Origin of the sequence: Mesorhizobium sp. M0898 (genome assembly GCF_040319695.1) — a bacterium.
GTDB lineage: Bacteria > Pseudomonadota > Alphaproteobacteria > Rhizobiales > Rhizobiaceae > Mesorhizobium.
The window spans coordinates 1-20712 of record NZ_JAMYOE010000067.1 but is presented as its reverse complement, the minus strand read 5'-3'; the positions used below and the strand labels follow the sequence as shown (position 1 = coordinate 20712).

Here is a 20712-nt window from a genome sequence, read left to right as displayed (position 1 = left end):
CGAACGACGCTCAACGCGAGCGCGACGACCGGTTCTTGATCTCTACCTCAACCGCAGGCGCCCCTCCCGCGCAGCGGGTTCGTTCGTCGGCCCGAAACGGTCATTCCGGATGACAGGTTGCGTGAAGCAGTCCGCGCAGTGCAGGGTGGCGCAAGAAGGATGGTTCAGTCGAAGAAGCCTGCATCCTCGTCCCGGAGATACTTCCTGGCTGCTTCGGCGTCGATATCGAGGCCCAGCCCCGGCGCTTCCAGCAGGTCCACCATGCTGTCCTTCACGATCTGCGACGGCAGGCCGATTACGAGGTCCTCCCACCAGGGGTCGGAGGCGCTCGGGCATTCGAACGCGATGTAGTTGGCGGGCAGGGTGGCGCAGACATTGATCAGCGCGCCGAGGCCCAGAAGGCCGTTCGCGGTGCCGTGCGGTGCCATCAGGATCGAGTGCATATAGGCGTGCTCGGCGACCCATTTGAGCTCGGCAATGCCGCCAATATCGGCTGGATCGGGGCCGATGACGCGCACCGCCTGCGTTTCGATCAGCTCCTTGAAATTGTGCCGCAGGTATATCTGCTCGCCGGTATGGATTGGCGTCGAGGTGGAGGTGGTCAACTCCCGATAGGCCTGCGGATTGACCCACGGCACATAGTCGCCGGTCAGCATGTCCTCGAGCCACATCAAATTGTACTTCTCGACCGCGCGAGCGAACTTGATCGCATCGGGCAGCATCCAGCCCGGGCCGCAGTCGAGCGCCAGGCTGACCTTGTCGCCCAGCACTTCCTTCATCGCCATCACGCAGTCGAGCATATGGTTGAAACCGCGCTCGCTGATCACGCCCTGGTCCATGGCACCGTGATAGCCGGCCTTCTTCTGCGTCACGCCGTAGTGAAAGCCCTCGATGGTGTCCTTCATGTTGGAATGGAACGAGATTCCCTGCTTGATCATGAAGAAATTCTGCGGCTGCTCCATCATCCATTTCACGTCAGCGGCGTAATCCTCCGGCCGGTCCCCCGTTCGCTTCTGGCGGATCGAGCCGTTATAGACGCGCACCTTGTCGCGCACCTTGCCGCCGAGCAGTTTGTAGGCCGGCACGCCTGCGGCCTTGCCGGCTATGTCCCACAGCGCATGCTCGATAGCGCTTACCGCCGCGCCATAGGGCTTGAAAGAGCCGCGTTGGCGGATCTTCAGCATCACCCGCTCGACATCGGTAGGGTCCTCGCCGATCAGCGCCTCACGGAAATGCAGCACCCAAGGCTTGAGATAGGTCTTGGTGAACTCGACTTCGCCAAGGCCATAGAGGCCCTCGTCGGTAACGATGCGGACTATTGGGTGTTTGCCGATGACGGCGCAGCGGAGATCGGTGATCTTCATCTTCGGTTCTTTTCGCCTCAGCTCCAGATACGGTCCCAGGAATACTCGTCGTCCCAATGATCCGTGGGCTGCCAGATGCCGGTGACACCCGGCTGCAGATGCTGCGAGATCACCTCGTCGACGACGTCGTCAATCCCCAGGCCAGGTTTGTCCGGAACAGTGATAAAGCCGTCCTTCACGAGCGGCTTGGGAAGGCCGGTGACGATATCGTCCCACCAGTCGACATCGGCAGAGTGGTATTCGAGCGCCATGAAGTTTTCGGTCGCGGTCGCGACATGTGCCGCGGCCATTGCGGCGATTGGACTTTCGGCCATATGGATGGCCATTGCGATGCCGTGGTCCTGGGCCATGTCGCCGATCTTCTTGCTCTCGAGGATGCCCCCGCTGGTGAGCAGGTCCGGGTGGATAATGGAAAGGCCGCCGCTCTTGAGCAGAGGCTCGAAGCCTTCCTTAAGGTAGATGTCCTCGCCGGTGCAGATCGGCACCGTAGTGGCGGCCTGCAGTTGCCGGAACTGCTCGGTGTACTGCCATGGGATCACATCCTCGAGCCAGGCCGGCACGTATTTTTCAATCCGCCTGGCGAGCCGAATGCCGTTCTGCAGCGAGATGTGGCCGACATGGTCAATGGCGAGCGGAATATCCATGCCGATAACATCGCGAACCTCGGCAATGTACTGTTCAAGCAGGTCGAGGCCCTTGTCGGAAAAGTGGAGGCCGGTAAACGGATGGGGGACGTTATGCAAATCGTAAGCGGCATTGCGGGCGCGCCGCTCCTCCATGGTCTTGACCGGGCCGCGGCCGGGATGGATGCGGTACCCTTCAAGTGAACCAGCAGGGGAGACGACCGCACCGGGTACATCCGCGATCTGCATCAGCCCCAGATCCATCTTGAGGAAGGTGAAGCCGAGCGCCATGCGCTGCTTGAGGCGCTTGCCGGTCTCGGTGCCGCTCGGCACGGTAGCGTCGGTGTCGCAATAGACGCGCACCTTCTCCCGAAACCGGCCGCCGAGCATCTGGTAGATGGGAACGCCATAGGCCTTGCCGGCGAGATCCCACAACGCGATCTCGACCGCCGAGACGCCGCCGCCTTGCCGGCCATGGCCACCGAACTGCTTGATCCGGCGAAACAGGCGGTCGATGTCGCAAGGGTTCTCGCCAAGCAGCCGGCTCTTCAGCATCAGCGCGTAGGTGGCACTGGCGCCGTCGCGCACCTCGCCAAGCCCGACGATGCCCTGGTTGGTGTAAATCTTGAGCAGGGTCGAGGTGAACGGCGCGCCGACGATTTCGGCTACCCGCATGTCGGTGATGCGAAGCTGGGATGGCTTGGAGTTCGCGTTTACCCGATTGAGCGCTTCGTCGGCGCCACCTCTCTTTGCCATGACTTATCCTCGTTTTCGGCTTGTCGTCCCGCACCCTGGGCCGGCATTTGGTCTTGCTAGCCCAACTCAATCTCGTAGGCCTGCAGGTAGTCGCGGTCCATCTCAATACCGAGACCAGGCTTCGACGACAGCTTGAGGCTGCCGTTCGAAATGTCGAGTGGTCTGTCGATCAGGTGATCGTATTTGCCCAGGTTCCACTCCGATGTTTCGAGTTTGTAGAAATTGGGGACGGTCATCATCACCTGCGCTCCCGCAACCACGTTGATCGGTCCCGCGGCGTCATGTGGCGAGACCGGCACGTAGTAGGCTTCGCACAGCGCAGAAATCTTCTTGAGTTCGGTAATGCCGCCGGTCCAGGTAACGTCGGGCATGATGTAGTCGGCGAGCCTGTTCTCGAGTACCGGCACGAAATCCCACTTCGTGTGGCCGCGCTCGCCCCACGAGATGGCGGTATTGACCTTCTCACGTACCTGCTTGAGGGCGTTAAGGCTCTCGGGCGGGCAGGGCTCCTCAAACCAGTCGATTTGGCCGGCCTCCTCGAGGCTCCGACAGAGGCGAATGGCGGTGGGGACATCGAAGCGGCCGTGCGCATCGATGAGAATGTCGACATCGGGTCCTGCCGTTTCGCGGATCAGAGCCGTGAGTTCGGCGGCCTCGCGCTCGTCCTTGCGGGTCATGCTGCCATCGAGGTAGCCGTCTCGCTGTTCGCGGGGCAGGCCATCGGCGCTGCGGCCCTGGTGGGGGTAGGGATCGAACTTGAGCGCAGTGTGTCCGGACTCGACAATGTCTAGAATTTCGCGGACCACGGCCTCCTTGCTGGTGAATTTGGCCTGGTTGGGATGGGTGTAGAGCGCGATTTGATCGCGTACCGGCCCGCCAAGCAGCTCGTAAATCGGCTTGCCGAGGACTTTGCCCCGGATGTCCCAGAGGGCAATATCGATGGCGCTCACGCATTCGACGGCGGCCCCGCGGCTTCCCATGTAGGTGAAGCTGCGGAAGATCTTGTGCCAGAGATGCTCGATACGCGCCGGATCCTCGCCTGTCACGGCGACGCCGATCTGCCGCAGGATCGTGCAGAGAGCGCGGTTGGCGAGCCTTGTCGTGGTGGTGATCTCTCCCCATCCACTCACTCCCTCGTCGGTCGTCACTTCGACGAACAGGAACTCTCCCCAGTAGGAAGCATCGGACTTGATCAGCCACGGCCGAATGCTCGTGATTTTCATCTTAACTACCTTTGCCTGGAAATGGTCAGCTAACGATGTTCTGGACTGGACATTCTATCCGGCCCGAGCGGCGTTGCGCGCTCGCATCTGTTCGAGAATATGCCGGCCCGAACCCTCGACATGGCGGGAAACGAGTTCGGCCGCCTTGTCGGCCTCTCCCGCCTTCACAAGCGCGATGAGTTCGCGGTGCTCGCGCATGATCGCGGCACGTCGCGCCAGCGTGAAATTGAAACGACGGCTCACGGCTCGCAGCACTTCGCGATGCTTCCACCAAAGCTCGGCTGCGTGGCGGTTGTAGTGCCGCTGGTACATCACGGTGTGGAAAGCGGTATCCAGCTCACTATGCCTGAATGTGTCGGCGAAATTGTTCTCTTCGATCAGGCCTTGGAGACGTTCGAGTTCGGCGATGTCCTCGCCGGTAGCCATATTCACAAACCATCGTGTCAGGGCTGGCTCGATCAGAACACCGATCTCGTAGATATCCCGGACAAAATCTTGATCAATGGGTCGCACGCGCGCCCCGCGGTTGGCGATAAAGGTGACAAACCCTTCGCCGCGCAACAACTGTAGGGCCTCGCGCACAGGATTGGTCGAAGTGCCGTGACGCCGGGCGAGATCGGTGACGACAAGCCGTTCGTTGGCAGCGAGCCGTCCCTCGATGATATCTTCCCTGATCAATTCATAAAGCGAGGCGCCCTCGCTGGAGGCACCGATGGGATCGGTCCCCACCGGTGGCATCGCTTTGAAATCGCTTGTTTCGGCCAAGGCCGGGCTCCCCAATTTAATACATACCTTGCCCGATATCACACACGGCTTTCGCAAACAATGTACGATCCAGCGCGTTGACAGGCAATTCACGATCTGAAAACGTACCAAGCGATCGAGAGGATACACTGAGCTGGCAGAAGCATCCTCGCGATCGAAACGAGCAAGGACCGCTTTAGGGCGGCATGGGAGAACCAGGGAGGATACCTATGACGAGAATTGCGCTCGGCAGTGCCATCCTGCGCGGCACTGTCGCCACTGCTTTGATGGCATCCCTGACGTCTACATCGGCGCTGGGTGCACCGCCGGTCGACCTGAGCAAGTGGTCGCCGGAATATGTGCGCTCGATTGCGGGCACACAGGATTTTGACACGGCGGCCGATTGCGCCAAGGTCACCCCGCTCGACTACAAGGGGCGACTGACTTTCTGGTATCAGGGCGTGTTCGAGGGCGACCCGGACCTCCTGCGCCAGTACTACAAGGATTTCTTCGAGACCTTCCGCAAAACCTATCCGAACATCCAGCTCGAGGAACAAGCCCTCACCTATAACGACCTTCTCGACAAGTTCCGCACCGCGCTCCTGGGCAATGCCGCGCCTATGGCGGTCCGCCTGCAGATCCTGGGTGGTACCGAGTTCGCCTCAAAGGGCTATCTGCAGCCGCTCAAGCCAGAGGATGTGGGGTATTCGACCGAGGATTTCTGGCCCGGCGCCATGAAGGCAGTGACCTGGGAGGGCGTGACCTACGGCATTCCGACCAACAACGAGACGATGGCGTTCATCTGGAACGCCGACATCTTCAAGCGTGCCGGCCTCGATCCGGACAAACCGCCGGCAACGTGGGACGACGTGGTCAAGTATTCCAAGCAGATCCACGACAAGCTCGGCATTGCCGGATATGGCCTCGTGGCTCGCAAGAATGCCGGCAATACGCCGTACCGCTTCATGCCACAGCTGTGGGCCTATGGCGGAGGTGTCTTCGACGAAGCGACGCCGAACCCGACCTATGAGCAGGTCCAGCTCGATAGCCCGCAAAGCAAGGCAGCGCTGCAAGCCTCCTACGACATGTATGTTCGCGACAAGTCGGTTCCGGTTTCGGCACTCACCAATCAGCAGGCCGATAATCAGCCCCTGTTCGTCGCTGGCCAGCTCGGCATGATGATCTCGCACCCGTCCGATTACAACGTCATGCTCGACCTGCAGAAAAAGGCGACGGGCACCGACAAGGACAAGGCGCAGACGGTCATCGACAACATGCGCTACGGCCTGATCCCGACTGGTCCCGACGGCAAGCGCGCCGTCGTGTTCGGCGGCTCGAACATTCACATCCTGAAACCCGAATATGTCGAGGGCGGCAAGGTAGACGAGCCGGCCGCAAAGGCCATCATCTGCATGTGGACGAGCCCTGAATGGTCGCTGAAGATGGCCTATGCCGGATCAAACCCTGGCAACCTCAACGGCTTCAAGACCAAGTGGATGAAGGAACGTCTGGACAACATCAAGTTCCTCGACGTCACCACCTCGATGCTACCATACGGCATCCCGTTCCCAGCTCTGCCGCAGGCCCCGGAGATCATGAACATCATCATCCCGGACATGCTGCAGAATGCCCTGACCGGAGCGATGACCGTCGACCAGGCAGCGGACGACGCGGCCAAGAAGGTAAAAGACCTGATGGGCGGACTCTAGTCCAAGCCACACCTACGACCTGGACCGGCTGCGCCGCTGGCGCAGCCGCAGCGTTCCGAAGAAAAAGGGCACGCCACAAGTGACGATCGTGACCGGCAAGGCCGAGGCTCGCCGAAGATTGCAACCCGGTTGGTCCGGCGCGCTGCGGAAGGTCTGGGAGCATCGCGCGGACTACGCGTACGTGCTCCCAGCGATCGCCGTGATGCTCATCGTCATCGCCTATCCGATCTACTACACGGTCGAGCTGTCGTTCTTTAAGACACCGCCTGGCCTGCAACTCCGCGACAAGACCTTCATCGGCTTCGACAACTACACGACCATCCTCACCAGTCAGGTGTTCTGGAAAGTCACCTGGAACACACTGATCTGGACTCTGGGGTCAACTTTCATCTCCTTTGTCCTGGGGTTTGCCACAGCGCTGGCGCTCCACCGCGACTTCATCGGCCGTGGTGTCCTGCGCGCCGTCCTGATCATCCCTTGGGTCATCAGCGCCGTCGCCGCCTCCTACATCTGGAAGTGGATCTACCATTCGGACTTCGGGATCATCGGCGCGGTGCTGGTCGGCCTCGGATTGGCCGCCCATCCGCCGAATTTCATCGACAATGTCAGCACGGTGCTGCCCTCCCTGATCGTCGTCAATATCTGGCGCGAGTTTCCGTTTGCCATGATCATGATGATGGCCGGCCTGCAGACAGTCCCCGACCAGTTGCTGCGTGCCGCAAAAGTCGACGGTGCCAATGCATGGCAGCGCTTTTGGCACGTCACCTTCCCGCACTTGCGCAACGTCTCGGTGGTGACGATGCTGCTGCTCGCGGTGGCCAACTTCAATTCCTTCATCATCCCCTGGATCATGACCGGCGGCGGGCCGTCGAACGCATCGCATATCTGGATAACCCACATTTATGAGCTCGCCTTCGGACGGCAGCGCTGGGGCGTGGCATCGGCCTATTCGGTGCTCCTGTTCCTCACGCTGATGACGCTGGGCTACTTCTACGTCCGTGCGTTAAGCGGCAACGAGCGGAAAGAGGGGAGCGCCTGATGAGCACGATTGCCGAAACAGCGCCTCGAGCCCAGACCCGTCGCCGCATGCGCGTCGACGGATGGCGGTGGGCCGGGCGCATATTCCTCGTGTTCATGCTGCTTTATACCGCGTTGCCGATGATCTGGATGCTGATCACCTCGATCAAATCCGGATTCGCGGCGACACAATTCCCGCCGCAATGGTGGCCGGACGAACCTACCCTCGCCAGCTACCAGAAACTGCTCGATCCGCAGAACAGCGTCGGCCAGGACTTCCTCCGCTTCTTCTGGAACAGCCTTTTCGTGTCGACCGTCACGACAATCCTTTCGGTGATCGTGGCTGTCCCAGCGGCCTACGCGTTTTCGCGCTTCAGTTTCCCCGGCCGGAATTTCCTGTTCTTTGCCGTGCTGCTGCGCAACATGTTCCCGGCGGTGATCTTTCTCGTGCCACTCTTCATCCTGATGCGCGCCATCGGTCTGATAAACACGCATGGCTCGCTGATACTCACCTATCTCACCTTTGGCCTGCCGCTGGCGATCTGGCTGCTCAAGGGCTTTTACGACAATATCCCGGTGCAGCTTGAGCAGGCGGCGCGCATCGATGGCGCAACACGGTTCCAGGCCTTCATCATGATCGTGATGCCGCTCTCGACGCCGGGGATCATCGCCACCGCAATCTATTCCTTCATCGGCGCGTGGAACGAGTACATCTACGCCTACACCTTCCTCTCCAAGAACGAGCAGTTGACCCTGCCGGTCGGCATCCAACGCTTCTTCTCGGAAAATACGACGGACTTTCCGGGCCTGATGGCGGCCAGCTTCATGATGAGTGTGCCCGTCGTGGTGCTGTTCCTGGTCCTGCAACGATACTTCGTACGCGCCCTTACAGAAGGCGCGGTCAAGCACTAGGGAGTTGCCGATGGCCCACGTGGTCCTCCAAGATCTCGTCAAGAGCTATGGCAGCTTCAAAGCTGTCAACCACGTTTCGCTGACGGTCAATGACGGCGAGTTCGTTGCGCTCGTCGGCCCTTCAGGCTGCGGCAAGACAACCACGCTCAATCTCGTCGCGGGGCTGACCCCGATCACAGCGGGCGACATCATCATCGGCGAGCGCGTGGTCAACGACCTCGACCCCAAGGACCGGGACATCGCAATGGTGTTCCAGAACTACGCGCTCTACCCCCAGAAATCGGTCTACAAGAACCTGGCGTTCCCGCTTCAGATGCGCAAACTCCCCAGGGACGAGATCGACAAGAAGGTCAAGGAAGCGGCGCGAGTGCTCGACATGACGCACCTGCTCGAGCGCAAGCCGCGCGAACTGTCGGGCGGGCAGCAGCAGCGTGTGGCCCTTGGCCGTGCCCTCGTTCGCGCCCCCGCCGTGTTCCTCATGGACGAGCCACTGTCTAACCTCGATGCCAAACTGCGCGTGCAGATGCGGTCGGAGATCAAGCGTTTCCACCAGGACCTCAAGGCGACGATCATCTATGTGACGCACGACCAGCTCGAAGCCGTGACCATGGCTGACAAGATGGCGGTGATGAATGGCGGCTACCTGCAGCAATACGATTCACCGGCGCAGGTCTTCGCCCATCCGGTGAACATGTTCGTGGCCAGCTTCATCGGCAGCCCGGCGATGAGCCTTATTCCGTTAGAGGCCTCGACGGCAAACGGCAACACGGTGTTGACCGGCGCCGAGGGCTGGCGCCTTGAGCTCTCACCGCGCAATGCCCAGAAGGTGGCGAAAGCGACGACCAGGAAAGTCGTGCTCGGCGCACGTCACTCGACGATCAAGCTCCACAAGAGTGCGGTCCCTGGTTCCATTCCGGCCAAGGCCTACACGGTGGAACCGACTGGAGACGTCACCTTCGTCCAGGCGTTCCTGTCCGGCGCCATCGTCAACGTCAGCGTGCCGCCGAACATTGCCGTCGCGCCCGACGAGCAGATCTGGCTCGAGTTCGACCAGGAGCGGATGCATCTGTTCGATGGCGAAACTGAAATGGCCCTCAAGGCCAACTGAGATAGAGCGAATGCGTGTGAAACGTGGGCGTGGATGACTGAGAAACTTAAGATCACCGCGATCAAGCCCTATCCGGTGTGGGTAGGAACGCGCAACCAGATGCTCGTCAAGGTCGAGACCGACCAGGGCATCTTCGGCTGGGGCGAGAGCGGCTTGAGCGGTCGCGAGAGGGCCGTGGCCGGCGCGGTCGAGCACTATCGCGAGTTTCTCATCGGCCGCGACCCGATGCAGATCGGGCGGATCTGGCAGGAGATTTACCGCAGCCAGTACTTCGAAGGCGGACGAGTCCTTCAGGCGGCGATTTCCGCCATCGACATCGCCCTTCACGACATCAAGGGCAAGGCGCTGGGCGTGCCGGTCTACGAGCTGCTGGGCGGCAAGCAGCGCGACCGCATTCCCACTTTTGCCTCGACCGGCGACGAGGCCGAGGGCGACGTTGCCATCGAACGGGCCCGCGAACTTCGCGCGCAGGGGTGGCAGGCGATCCGCTTCTTCCCCTTCGGGCAAAACAGCAAGGACATCTTCGAGCCGCGCGAGTCCATCGGCGCTACCGCGGGCATGCTGAACAGGGCGCGCGAGGCGCTGGGCGACGACGTGGTCCTCGGCCTCGACTATCATCATCGGCTGTCGGTGGCAGAGGCCGCGAGCTTCTGCAACAAGCTCGGTCGCGGCGTGCTTGATTTCCTCGAGGAGCCGATACGGGCCGAAACGCCGGAGGCCTATGAATCGCTGCGCACGATGACCGAAATCCCCTTTGCCATAGGCGAGGAATTTGCCAGCAAGTGGCAGTTCCTGCCCTACATCGAGCGCGGCATCCATCAGTTCAACCGGCTCGATGTTTGCAATGTCGGCGGGCTCACCGAGGCGATGAAAATCGCTAGCTGGAGCGAGGCGCATTATGTGGACCTGATGCCGCACAATCCGCTTGGTCCAGTGTGCACGGCCGCGACCGTGCATCTCGCTGCCGCGGTACCCAACTTCGCGTGGCTCGAGACCAGGGCACCCGAAACAAAGCTGGGCTTCGACAATTCCGACTTCTTCCCCGTGCAACCACGGCTCGACGGGACCGATTACCCGGTCGGCGATCTGCCGGGGCTCGGCGTCGAGGTCAACGAAGTTGCGGTCCAGACGCAGAGTTTGCGTTTCTGGGAAGCGCCTCACCTTAAGCGCCGCGACGGTTCTGTTACGAACTGGTAGTTCCATTCAATCGGAGTCCACAATGACACATACTTCCGACATCATGCGGCCGCCTAAAGACCTGATCGACGCGCTAAGGCAGATCGGCGCCGCGACGGTTGCCGGCACGCTTGGCCATATGGGTTTCCGCAATCCGCACATGGTTGGTCCGGTGGCGCAAAACCACGGGAAGTCGATCGTCGGGCCGGCGCTGACGCTGCAGTTCCTGCCGCAGCGGCCGGACCTCTTCACCGAAGGAGAATATGCCGATCCGGAGACACAGCTGCACCGGCACGTGCTCTATCACGCGCAGGAGGGCGATGTGGTCGTGGTCGACGCGCGCGGCGACATGAGCTCGGGCGTCTTCGGCGATATGATGTCGACGTATTTCAAGGGCAGGGGCGGGGCCGGTATCGTCATCGATGGGTGCATGCGCGACCGGCCCAATGTCGAAAAGCTCGACCTGCCCCTATGGCTGCGCGGCTGGACGCCAAACTATCATGTGCAGACCAGCATCTATCCCAATGCCGTCAACGTTCCGATTGCCTGCGGCGGTGTCACGGTGATCCCGGGCGACATCATCGTCGCCGACGACGACGGGGTGGTGGTGCTTCCCGTCGTGATGGCCCCGAAGGTGATCGAAGAATCACAGAAGCATCATGATTGGGAGGAGTTTTCGCGAGCGAAGCTCATGGAGGGCGGGCCGTTGCAACGCTACTATCCGCTGCATGACGATGCCCGCGGAGAGTACGAGGAGTGGCGCAAAACAAATCGCCTGGAGAACCCGAGTTAGTCAGCAGGCCTTGGCGATCAGTTTTGCCAGGCAATCGCCAGCCTCGGTCCCCGGCACGCCAAGATCTCTGACACTGTCCATGTGGTTGCGGTTCGGGAGCACATGCGACGTTACCAACGATCCCTGCCGCAGCAAGCTTGCTTTGAATCGATCGGCTTGCTGATGGAAGGGTGGCGTCTCGTTGGCTCCGACCAGAACCGCCGCCTTGGTTTGAGCATCATGCCGACAGGCGAGAGGTGTGAACATGGCGACTTCCTCGTCGGTTATTCCAATCTCGTTGGCGAGAAAGGAATCCTGGAGCGGCTTCAAATCATAGAGTCCGCTCAGGAGAAGGGCTGCCTTCACATTCGAGGGGGTATGCTCGCCCTCGAACAGAAACGTTGCAAGATGGGCTCCTGCCGAATGACCACTGACAGTCAGGGCCGCCGGGCTTCCGCCATGATCGGCGATGTTGGCCAGGACCCACTGCTTGGCGCGGCGCACCTGGTCGACGATCCTCGCCATTCGGACCTTGGGCATCAGAGCATAATCGAGGATGACGGCGATGGCCCCGGCCTGGGTAATCGTCGTCGCGATGTATGAGTAGTCGCGCTTGGAGAACATTCTCCAGTAGCCGCCATGGACAAAGATGTGCACCGGTAGCGCCGTTCTTTTGCCCGCAGGAAAGAACAGGTCCATGGTCTCGGTCGGATCCGGTCCGTAGGCCACGTCAGCGGTCATCGGAATGGCGGCGCGGGCGACCTCGCTGCGGTCAACAATGTCCTGCACGATTTGGTCAAAATCAGCAACGTGGTCGCGGATGCGAAAGGGATCGCCTTGCATTCTTCTTCAGCTCACATGCTGACGGCGAGGTATTTCGCCTCCATGAACTCGGCAATGCCGTGATGCTGCCCTCCCTCGCGGCCGAGCCCACTTTGCTTGACGCCGCCGAAGGGAGCTGCCGGATCAGACATCAGCCCGCGGTTGAGAGCAATCATCCCGGCCTCGATGCGGGAAGCCACCCGCATGCCGCGCGCCAGATCGCGCGTGTAAATGTAGGCAGCAAGCCCATATTCGGTGTCATTGGCGCGTGCGATGACCTCGGCCTCCGTTTCGAAGCTCGAGATTGGCGCCACCGGCCCGAATATCTCCTCATGCGCCATCTTTGCGTCGCCCGGCACGTCGCGAAGCACCGTCGGAGGGTAGAAGAAACCGCGCCCGGACAGGACTGAGCCGCCGCACATGACCCGCGCGCCGCGTGTGACCGCGTCGACGACAAGGCGGTCTATCTTCTCGACCGCCTTTTTCGTGATCATTGGCCCGCATTCCGTGTCCGGATCAGTGCCAGGGCCGACCTTGAGCGACGACATCCGCTTCTCGAGGCCATCGCAGAAGGCTTCGTAGACGCCGGATTGCACATAGAGGCGGTTTGCGGCCGTGCAGGCCTCGCCGGCGTTGCGCATCTTGGCCACCATTGCACCATCGAGCGCCGCTTCGAGATCGGCGTCGTCGAACACAATGAACGGTGCGTTGCCGCCGAGTTCCATCGAACACGAAACCACATGCCTGGCAGCCTCTGCCAGCAGAGCGCGACCCACACCCGTCGAACCGGTGAAGGAGAGTTTGCGCACCCGCGGATCGGCCAGCATGGCGGCTGTCAAAGGCCCGGGACTGGAGGTTGTCAGGACGTTGACCACCCCTGGTGGAATGCCCGCGTCCTGGTAGAGCGCGGCGAGCGCATAGGCGGTGAGGGGTGTCTCACTGGCCGGCTTCAGGATCACCGTGCATCCAGCGGCAAGTGCGGGCGCGATCTTGCGCGTCGCCATCGCGGCAGGAAAATTCCAGGGCGTGATCAGGATGCAGATGCCGACGGGTTCGTAGTCGACCACAATCCGATTGGTGCCGGAAGGCGCAGTACCGAATTCACCGGTAATGCGAACGGCCTCCTCGGCATTCCAACGGAAAAATTCCGCGGCATAAGCGATCTCGCCGCGGGCATCCCGCAGGGCCTTGCCGTTTTCCAATGCGATGAGAGTAGCCAGTGCCTCCGATCGGTCCGTCATCAGTTCGAAGCAGCGTCGGAGGATCTCGGAACGCTTTCGCGGCGGCGTTGTTCGCCAGTCATCGGCTGCCTTGGCAGCGGCTTCAACGGCAGTGGCGGCGTCGTCCACGGTCGCATCCGGCACAGCGGCGATGACAGCCTCGGTCGAAGGATCGACGACCGGAATCACCCTGCCATCCGCGGACTGCCGCCATTGGCCGCCAATATACAGCCCGTGCGAGATTGTGTGGAAGTCGCTGATGCCCTGATCGTCAGCCAGAACCTGTGAAAACGTGTTCATCTCGATATTCCCGATTGTTACATGATGCTGGCGAGGTCGCCATCAAAGGCCGCCTGGACCAGGTGTCGCATGGTCCGCAAATCAAATGGACGCGGGTTGTTCTTGATGAGGCGCTCGATACCGATCGCTTGTTCCGCCGTCCAATCGAGCTTATCGGCGGGCAGCCCCAGCTCGGCTAACGAGGAGGTGATCCCGATTGCCCCAAACAGCCGGCTGACTTCGGCAATGGTCGCGTCGGCCAACTCGTCGGGCGTCCGGCCTTTACCATCGAGGCAGAGCGCGTTGGCGATCTCGGCCATCTCGGTCGCTGCGGCTGTTTTGTTGTACTTCATGACGTACGGCAACATGGTGGCGACACCCAATCCGTGAGCGGTGTGGGTTATCGCGCCAACCGGATATTGCACGGCATGCGCTGCCGCTGTGCCGGCCGTTCCGAACGCGCAGCCGGCTGCAAGTGCACCCATCATGACGTCGGCCCGGGCGTCCTCGTCAGAGGGCCGGCGGCATGCCGTTTCAAGGCTTCGGCCAAGCAGCTTGATCGCCAGCAGGGCGAAGTGATCGGTCAAGGCGGTTTTGCCGATAAAGACATGGTTCTGCGGAAGGCCGGGATCGGTCCCACGCCTGGCGGCGGTGAAGGCCTCGATTGCATGCGTCAGCGCATCGGCGCCTGCGATTGCCGTCAATCCCGGCGGGCATGTCATCGTCAACTCAGGGTCGCAGATGGCCGCGGCCGCGATCAGATACGGGCTTGAGATGCCGACCTTAAGTGTGCGATCCGGATCCGAGATCACGGCGACCGGGGTCACTTCAGAGCCCGTGCCGGCTGTCGTCGGCACCGCAATCAGCGGCAGCATCGGGCCGGGCACCTTGAACTCGCCGTAGTAATCCTGGAGCTGACCGCCGTGACTGATGAGCAGCGCGGCGCATTTGGCCAGGTCGAGACAGCTGCCGCCGCCAATGCCGATCACCATGTCGGGCGCGAACTTCCGTGCTTCCTCGACGCAGACGGCAACGGTGTCCCGGGGGACGTCGGGCAGCACACGGTCATGCACCAGTACGTCTAGCGAGGCGGCTCGCAGTGCCGCGATAATCTCAGCGAACTGGCCCGTTGCGGCAAAACGTTCATCGGTGCAGACGAGCGCGCGACGCCCGAGCCTGGCCGCGACAACCGGAATGACGTGGCGTTGGCCCCTCCCGAAGAGGATTTCGCGTGGCAGCCTTATCGCAGCGAAAAGGCTCATGACCTGCATCCTGTGATGATGTCTGGAAAGGCCGCTGGGGCGGCACGCTGCTCCCGCAGGGCTACCGCTAGCGCCATTGCTTTGTCTCGTAACCGCCGCAAATGATATCCTCTATAAAATCGTATAGGATATAGGATTGCATTAGCCAGAGCATCGTGTTAGCAACTCAATGTGTCAAGAGGCAAAACATGCAGGCCATGAACTTACTCAATGCGGACGATACGAACCTCGGCGGCGGGCGTATCCAGCGCTCCAGCAGCCTGGTTGAGGACGTCTACGAAGCGATTTTTGCGCAACTCATGTCGCTGAAGATTGCGCCGGGCTCGCGCATCACCGTCGACAGTCTGGTCAAGGAGTTCAACGTATCCCACACGCCGATCCGCGAGGCGCTCGGCCGGCTCGAAGGCGAAGGCCTGGTGCTGAAGACGCATCTGATCGGTTACCGCGCTGCGCCGCAGATCACGAAACGGCGGTTTGACGAACTTTATGAGCTTCGCCTGCTGCTCGAACCTCATGGCGCAGCCAAGGCAGCCGCGCTCATGGACGAGGTAAAGCTCGCGCAGCTTCAGACGTCGGCCGGCGTCATGGCGCGCCGTGAGGGCAAGGACGAGCGCCTGCGGTATTCCAACTTCGCCCGCCAGGATGCCATTTTCCATGACAAGGTCATGGAATTCGCCAACAACGAACTCGTGCGCGAGACACTGGCGCACCAGCATACCCACTTCCACATATTTCGCCTGATGTTCCATTCGCGCGTCACCGAGGAGGCGCTTGATGAGCATGAGGCCATCCTGGCCGCTTTCGCTGCGGCCGATCCTGCCGCTGCCGAGCAGGCGATGCGTCGCCATATCGAGCATTCCCGCGACCGTTTGTTGCTGGCGTTCGACTGAGACTGTCCCGATGTCCCCGCACCCGCCGTTGACGGTCATCACGCAGGCCAGTGCCAACGAAGACTACTTCCCCGATTCACCCTTCTAGAAACTCAAACCTACCAGGCGAGTACAGGTCTCGCCCGGCCGTTGTCACAGGAAAGGAAGTACCATGCCAGGCAAAAAGATCCTGATGCTGACCGGTGAATTCACCGAGGAATACGAAATCTTCGTCTACCAGCAGGCGATGGAAGCGGTGGGCCACAGCGTCCACGTCGTGTGCCCAGACAAAAGCGCCGGAGACCTGATCAAAACATCGCTGCATGATTTTGAGGGCGATCAGACCTACACCGAAAAGCTCGGCCACTATGCGCTGATCAACAAAACCTTTTCCGACGCGGAGAAGCAGTTGGAGCAATACCACGCCGTGTACTGCGCCGGCGGCCGTGGCCCCGAATACATCCGCACGGACAAGCGCGTACAGGCGATGGTGCGCCACTTCCACGAAACCAAGAAGCCGATCTTCACGATCTGCCACGGCGTGCAGATCCTGATTGCGGTGGACGGCGTCGTGCGTGGCAAGAAGGTCGGCGCACTGGCGGCTTGCGAGCCCGAAGTGACGCTTGCGGGCGGCACCTATATCGACCTGTCTCCAACGGAGGCATATGTGGATGGCACGATGGTTTCGGCAAAGGGCTGGACGGCCCTTGCAGCGTTCATCCGCGAATGTTTGAAGGTGCTGGGAACGGAAATCCGTCACGCGTAAGCGTTTGCTTCCGACGCGTTCCAGAGGATGCGTCGGTTCCCTTGAAGGGCGGGTCGACTACATCATTCAACAAGTCCGATAAGCGAACGCGTCAACGTTGCTCTTGCCGACGCCAGGTGCGCTCGGCAGGCCCGCTCAATCCGGTCAGATTCGCGGCTTTCGAGCGCATCGATATAGGCGAGATGCTCGAGGATTGCCGCCTGGTTGCGCTGCTTTTCGTCCTGCTTGTTCCACTGATAGTGGTAGTGAAAAATGAACGTGATGATGTCGTAGAAATCATCGATGAAGCGGTTCGGTGATGCCTCGTTTATGAGCCGGTGAAACCGGTTGTCCAGGCCGGAGAAGTCATGAAAACGGCCCTCAATTCGCTCCAGCAGGTCGGCATGCGCCATCTTGAGCGCAGCGAGTTTCGACCATAGGGGAGAACTGTGCGGCTGTAGTGAAAATAGTTGCGCCGAACGCAGTTCGAACATTACTCGGATCTCGAAGAGCTCAAGTGCAAAGCCTTCGGTGAAGCCCTTGAAAAGCCAGCCTGTATTCGGCCGTTTCTCGATCAGTCCAAACCGGCTGAAGCGGATCAGGAATTCGCGAATTCCGTTGGTCGCAACGCCGAATTGGCGCGCAAGCTCGAGCTCATTGATGCTGGTTCCAGGCCTGGTGTCGCCCCGCAGCATCCACTCCATGAACTGCTGTTCGACATGCTTGGCGCGAGGTGTGGTTTCGGCGTCCGGATAGTAATCGTTGTCGCTGACCGGGCGGCCCGTCGACCTGAGGCCGTGGCGTTCGGTGATAAGTTCGCGGTGAACCAGTTCCCGCAAAACCTTTCTGACGGTTGTGCGGCTGACGCACATTCGCCGTCTAAGCTCATTTTCGGAAGGAAGTTCACCGGCCAGTTGCCCGTCGCGCAGCATATTCGCAGCTCGATTGAAGGCCTTCTTGTAGACGGTGTCGGTTCTCATCGGATTTTCCTTGGGAACTATAGCTTGTCCTTTTATCATGAACTTTATCCATAAAAAACAACTTGACCCGGCCCGGCCGGTTGTTTTTTATCGATAAGAAGAGGACCTGAACACGAATTGAATTTTTGACGACACGGCTCGTACAAGCCGCGGCGGGGAGGGGAAATTTGCCTGAAACGGGAAACACCGGCACGACTGTCGGCGAGGCCGCGTTGCCGGCATCGAGGAAGTCAGAAGCCGTTCCCGGCCTTGCGCTCGGCCTGATGCTGCTGAGCGCTGGTCCGGTGGTCATCCTGGTGCTGCTGATCGCCGTTCTCAGCTTTCTGTCGCCCTATTTCCTGACGGGACGCAATCTCAGCAACATCCTTGCCCAGACGGCCGTCATCTCGGTTGTTGCGATGGGCCAGCATCTGGTCATCCTGACACGCGGCATCGATCTCTCCGTCGGCTCGAACCTTGCACTGGCCTCCGTCTTCGGCGCGCTGAGCTTTCATGCCGGTGCTCCCGCCATCATCGTGATCGCCGTGATGGTTGGCTGCGGTGCCGCGGTCGGCGCCATCAACGGGCTCTTCTACGTCTTCGGCCGGCTGCCGCATCCTTTCATCATCACGCTGGCGACATTGAGCATCGCCAAGGGGCTGGCCCTGCAACTGGCCGATGGCCGCGCCATTCCTGGCATGCCGGATTCGATCGATGCGCTTGGCCGCGAGGCGGTTTGGGGCCTGCCTGGATCGGTTTTCGTCGTTGCGGGCGTTGCCGCGGTTCTTTCCGTCATGGCTAAAACCATGGTCTGGGGGCGCTGGATTTATGCCGTCGGCGGCCGGCCCGACGCCGCGCTGCGCATGGGCATTCCCGTGTCCTGGGTGCTGGTTTCGGTCTATGTCATCTCAGGGCTGTGCGCCGGCATCGGTGCCGTCATCCTTGCCGGCCGCACCGACGCCGGTTCGCCGCTGTTCGGCAATCTGCTGGAACTGGACACGATCGCGGCGGTGATCATTGGCGGCGCCAGCTTTCTTGGCGGCCGCGGCCACCTCGGCCATGCCTTGATCGGCGCCATCATGATCGGCGTTATCCGCAACGCGCTCAACCTGCTCAACGTCAATGTCTTTTTCCAGCTCATCGTCATCGGCGTGGTCATCGTGATCGCGGTCGAGTCCGACGTGCTGCGCAATTACCTCGAAGGGCGTGTGCGTGTGCTGCAAGCTGGGAGACAGTCATGAGCGCCGTTGCGGCCAAAGTCGATCACGCGGTCACGGCGGACAATCCCGTGCTGGCGGTACGCGGTGCTACCAAGCGTTTCGGTTCGGTTCTGGCCCTCGACGATGTCAGCATCGAGGTGCGGCGCGGCGAGATCGTCGGCCTGCTCGGCGACAATGGCGCGGGTAAATCGACGCTGACCAAATGCATCAGCGGGGTGCACCAACTCGATGCCGGCGCGATCCTTTTGGACGGTGCGCCAACGCAGATACGCTCCCCTGCGGATGCGCGCTTCGCCGGCATCGAGACCGTCTATCAGGATCTGGCGCTGTTCGACAATCTGACACCGGGACAGAACTTCTTTGCCGGTCGCGAACTGGCTGGCCCGCAATGGCTTCCGCGCGGCCTGCGGTTTCTGCAGCAGCGCCGGATGGACGCCGAGACCCGTGCTCTGCTGGCAAAACTCAAGGTTGCGTTGCCGCGGCTGGATGCCGTCGTCGCCATGATGTCGGGTGGACAAAGGCAAGCGATCGCCGTGGCCCGCTCGACCGTGTTCGCCCGCAAGGTTGTCATTCTGGATGAGCCGACCGCCGCACTCGGCCTGCGTGAATCACGCCAGGTGCTCAATCTGGTCGCTGCGCTGCGCGACCAGGGCAATGCCGTCATCCTGATCACTCACAACATGGAACACGTCGTCGAGCTCGCCGATCGCGCGGTGGTGCTTCGCCAGGGCCGCAGGGTCGGCGAACTGGTGCCGACCAAAGGCAACAAACAGGAACTGGTTTCCATGATCGTTGGAGCCTGACCCGTTCGAAATTTGGGGACCTTTCAGGTCCGCAAATGCCTGAAGCGTCTCCCGCCGGGAGGCGTCTCAATCCAAGGGAGGAATACAATGCCAATGAACCGAAAACTGTTCGCAGGGCTGGTGATCGCTGTTGCGTTTTCCGTGCCGGCTTCGGCCGCAGACAAGATCAAGGTTGGCCTGATTACGAAATTCCCGGTGCCGTTCTACTCGACCATGGAGGACGCCGCCAAGAAATACGCGGCCGCTCATCCGGAGATCGAACTGGTCACCGGCCAGGGCCAGGCAGCTACCGACATCGAAGGCCAGATCGCTCTGATCGAATCCATGATCACGCAGGGCGTCAACGGGCTGGCAATCACTCCGGTCGACCCGACGGTCGCGCCGGCGCTCGACAAGGCGGTGGCCGCCGGCATCAAGGTGGTTCTCGTCGACAACAGCATTCCCAACTGGAAAGGCCAGACGGCATTGGTCTCGACCAACAACCTCAACGGCGGCAAGATCGCCGGAGAGTATCTTAAAACGGTGCTCAAGAGCGGTGACAAGATCGGTATCCTGCAAGGCGTTCCCGGGGTGCCGGCTCTGGATGACCGGGTCACGGGCATGATGGAGGGATTGGGCGACGTCAAGGTCGATGTCGTCGGCAAGGGCGCAACCAACTGCACGCTGGAACTTGGCACGTCAGTGACCGAAGACATCCTCACCGCCAATCCCGATCTCAAGGCGATCTACTCGGCCTGCGGTCCGCCGATCCCTGGCGCCGTCAAGTCGATCAGCAATTCCGGCATTGCCAACGACAACCTCATAGTGGTCGGCTTCGACGCGTGCTGCGGTGAGATCGAAGCGATCAAGTCGGGAGCGGAGGACGCCAGCGTAGCTCAATTTCCAGCGAAAATGGGTGAGCTTGGCATCGACACCGTCGTCAAGGCCATCCGCGGGGAACCCGTCGAGGCCAATGTGGATACCGGCGCCGGACTGGTGACGCTGCAGAACGTCAAGGACTTCGAGTGATCCACCAGCGGTGGGGGGGGGTGGGCCCCCCGCCCCCGGGCGAATTGAGGGCGGCAACGGAGCAAACGGGGTGGTTTTAAAAAAAGAAGCAGGCGGCGGAAATGGGGGTGTTGGTGAAGGG

Annotated in this window: 19 protein-coding genes; 11 read left to right on the top strand and 8 right to left on the bottom strand. The window is 61.0% G+C overall.

Going from position 1 to position 20712, the window contains the following annotated elements; translation table 11 throughout:
• Positions 1-164: 164 nt before the first annotated feature.
• The 4 genes from NKH90_RS32180 to NKH90_RS32165 are packed head-to-tail and all read right to left on the bottom strand — an operon-like array spanning position 165 to position 4731.
• Positions 165-1364 carry a mandelate racemase/muconate lactonizing enzyme family protein gene (locus tag NKH90_RS32180; protein WP_352819637.1) on the bottom strand — a complete coding sequence of 400 codons (1200 nt, stop codon included), beginning with the start codon at positions 1362-1364 and terminating at the stop codon, positions 165-167.
• 17 nt (positions 1365-1381) lie between these two features.
• Positions 1382-2743, bottom strand: a complete 1362-nt coding sequence (locus tag NKH90_RS32175; RefSeq protein WP_352614805.1) for a mandelate racemase/muconate lactonizing enzyme family protein — start codon at positions 2741-2743, stop codon at positions 1382-1384.
• A gap of 56 nt (positions 2744-2799) precedes the next feature.
• Positions 2800-3966 carry a mandelate racemase/muconate lactonizing enzyme family protein gene (locus NKH90_RS32170; RefSeq protein ID WP_352823240.1) on the bottom strand — a complete coding sequence of 389 codons (1167 nt, stop codon included), beginning with the start codon at positions 3964-3966 and terminating at the stop codon, positions 2800-2802.
• Positions 3967-4020: 54 nt separating this feature from the next.
• Positions 4021-4731 (bottom strand): GntR family transcriptional regulator, encoded by a 711-nt coding sequence (locus tag NKH90_RS32165; protein ID WP_352540689.1) that lies wholly within the window; start codon positions 4729-4731, stop codon positions 4021-4023.
• A gap of 209 nt (positions 4732-4940) precedes the next feature.
• Here NKH90_RS32165 and NKH90_RS32160 point away from each other — a divergent pair, with 209 nt between their 5' ends.
• The 6 genes from NKH90_RS32160 (at position 4941) to NKH90_RS32135 (ending at position 11425) form a co-directional block, all read left to right on the top strand.
• Positions 4941-6419 (top strand): ABC transporter substrate-binding protein, encoded by a 1479-nt coding sequence (locus NKH90_RS32160; RefSeq protein WP_352823238.1) that lies wholly within the window; start codon positions 4941-4943, stop codon positions 6417-6419.
• Between the two features lie 79 nt (positions 6420-6498).
• Positions 6499-7458 (top strand): carbohydrate ABC transporter permease, encoded by a 960-nt coding sequence (locus tag NKH90_RS32155; protein ID WP_352819641.1) that lies wholly within the window; start codon positions 6499-6501, stop codon positions 7456-7458.
• Complete coding sequence (locus tag NKH90_RS32150) at positions 7458-8348, top strand: carbohydrate ABC transporter permease (protein WP_023679256.1); 891 nt, start codon at positions 7458-7460, stop codon at positions 8346-8348. Before NKH90_RS32155 ends, NKH90_RS32150 begins: the two co-directional genes overlap by 1 nt.
• Positions 8349-8358: 10 nt before the next feature.
• Positions 8359-9456 (top strand): ABC transporter ATP-binding protein, encoded by a 1098-nt coding sequence (locus NKH90_RS32145; protein WP_352819645.1) that lies wholly within the window; start codon positions 8359-8361, stop codon positions 9454-9456.
• Positions 9457-9489: 33 nt separating this feature from the next.
• Entirely contained in the window at positions 9490-10653 is a 1164-nt protein-coding gene (locus NKH90_RS32140) for a mandelate racemase/muconate lactonizing enzyme family protein (protein WP_352823235.1), read from the top strand.
• 22 nt (positions 10654-10675) lie between these two features.
• Positions 10676-11425 carry a ribonuclease activity regulator RraA gene (locus NKH90_RS32135; RefSeq protein WP_352823232.1) on the top strand — a complete coding sequence of 250 codons (750 nt, stop codon included), beginning with the start codon at positions 10676-10678 and terminating at the stop codon, positions 11423-11425.
• Here NKH90_RS32135 and NKH90_RS32130 read toward each other — a convergent pair whose 3' ends face one another.
• From NKH90_RS32130 to NKH90_RS32120, 3 genes are read right to left on the bottom strand one after another with little or no spacing between them, the layout of a single operon-like run.
• Positions 11426-12247, bottom strand: a complete 822-nt coding sequence (locus NKH90_RS32130) for an alpha/beta hydrolase (protein WP_352819651.1) — start codon at positions 12245-12247, stop codon at positions 11426-11428.
• 11 nt (positions 12248-12258) lie between these two features.
• Complete coding sequence (locus tag NKH90_RS32125; RefSeq protein ID WP_352819653.1) at positions 12259-13746, bottom strand: NAD-dependent succinate-semialdehyde dehydrogenase; 1488 nt, start codon at positions 13744-13746, stop codon at positions 12259-12261.
• A gap of 17 nt (positions 13747-13763) precedes the next feature.
• Positions 13764-14987 (bottom strand): iron-containing alcohol dehydrogenase, encoded by a 1224-nt coding sequence (locus tag NKH90_RS32120; protein ID WP_352819655.1) that lies wholly within the window; start codon positions 14985-14987, stop codon positions 13764-13766.
• A gap of 197 nt (positions 14988-15184) precedes the next feature.
• On the opposite strand from NKH90_RS32120, the gene NKH90_RS32115 reads away from it, so the two are divergent.
• Entirely contained in the window at positions 15185-15877 is a 693-nt protein-coding gene (locus tag NKH90_RS32115) for a GntR family transcriptional regulator (RefSeq protein WP_502898605.1), read from the top strand.
• Between the two features lie 151 nt (positions 15878-16028).
• Positions 16029-16622, top strand: coding sequence for a DJ-1/PfpI family protein (locus NKH90_RS32110; protein WP_352474439.1), 594 nt, complete (start codon positions 16029-16031; stop codon positions 16620-16622).
• A gap of 62 nt (positions 16623-16684) precedes the next feature.
• Here NKH90_RS32110 and NKH90_RS32105 read toward each other — a convergent pair whose 3' ends face one another.
• Positions 16685-17581, bottom strand: a complete 897-nt coding sequence (locus NKH90_RS32105; RefSeq protein ID WP_352819659.1) for a GntR family transcriptional regulator — start codon at positions 17579-17581, stop codon at positions 16685-16687.
• A gap of 167 nt (positions 17582-17748) precedes the next feature.
• Here NKH90_RS32105 and NKH90_RS32100 point away from each other — a divergent pair, with 167 nt between their 5' ends.
• The 3 genes from NKH90_RS32100 (at position 17749) to NKH90_RS32090 (ending at position 20591) form a co-directional block, all read left to right on the top strand.
• Entirely contained in the window at positions 17749-18801 is a 1053-nt protein-coding gene (locus NKH90_RS32100; protein ID WP_352614824.1) for an ABC transporter permease, read from the top strand.
• Complete coding sequence (locus NKH90_RS32095) at positions 18798-19583, top strand: ATP-binding cassette domain-containing protein (RefSeq protein ID WP_352819661.1); 786 nt, start codon at positions 18798-18800, stop codon at positions 19581-19583. Before NKH90_RS32100 ends, NKH90_RS32095 begins: the two co-directional genes overlap by 4 nt.
• A gap of 93 nt (positions 19584-19676) precedes the next feature.
• Positions 19677-20591, top strand: coding sequence for a sugar ABC transporter substrate-binding protein (locus tag NKH90_RS32090; RefSeq protein ID WP_352503634.1), 915 nt, complete (start codon positions 19677-19679; stop codon positions 20589-20591).
• Positions 20592-20712 lie beyond the last annotated feature (121 nt).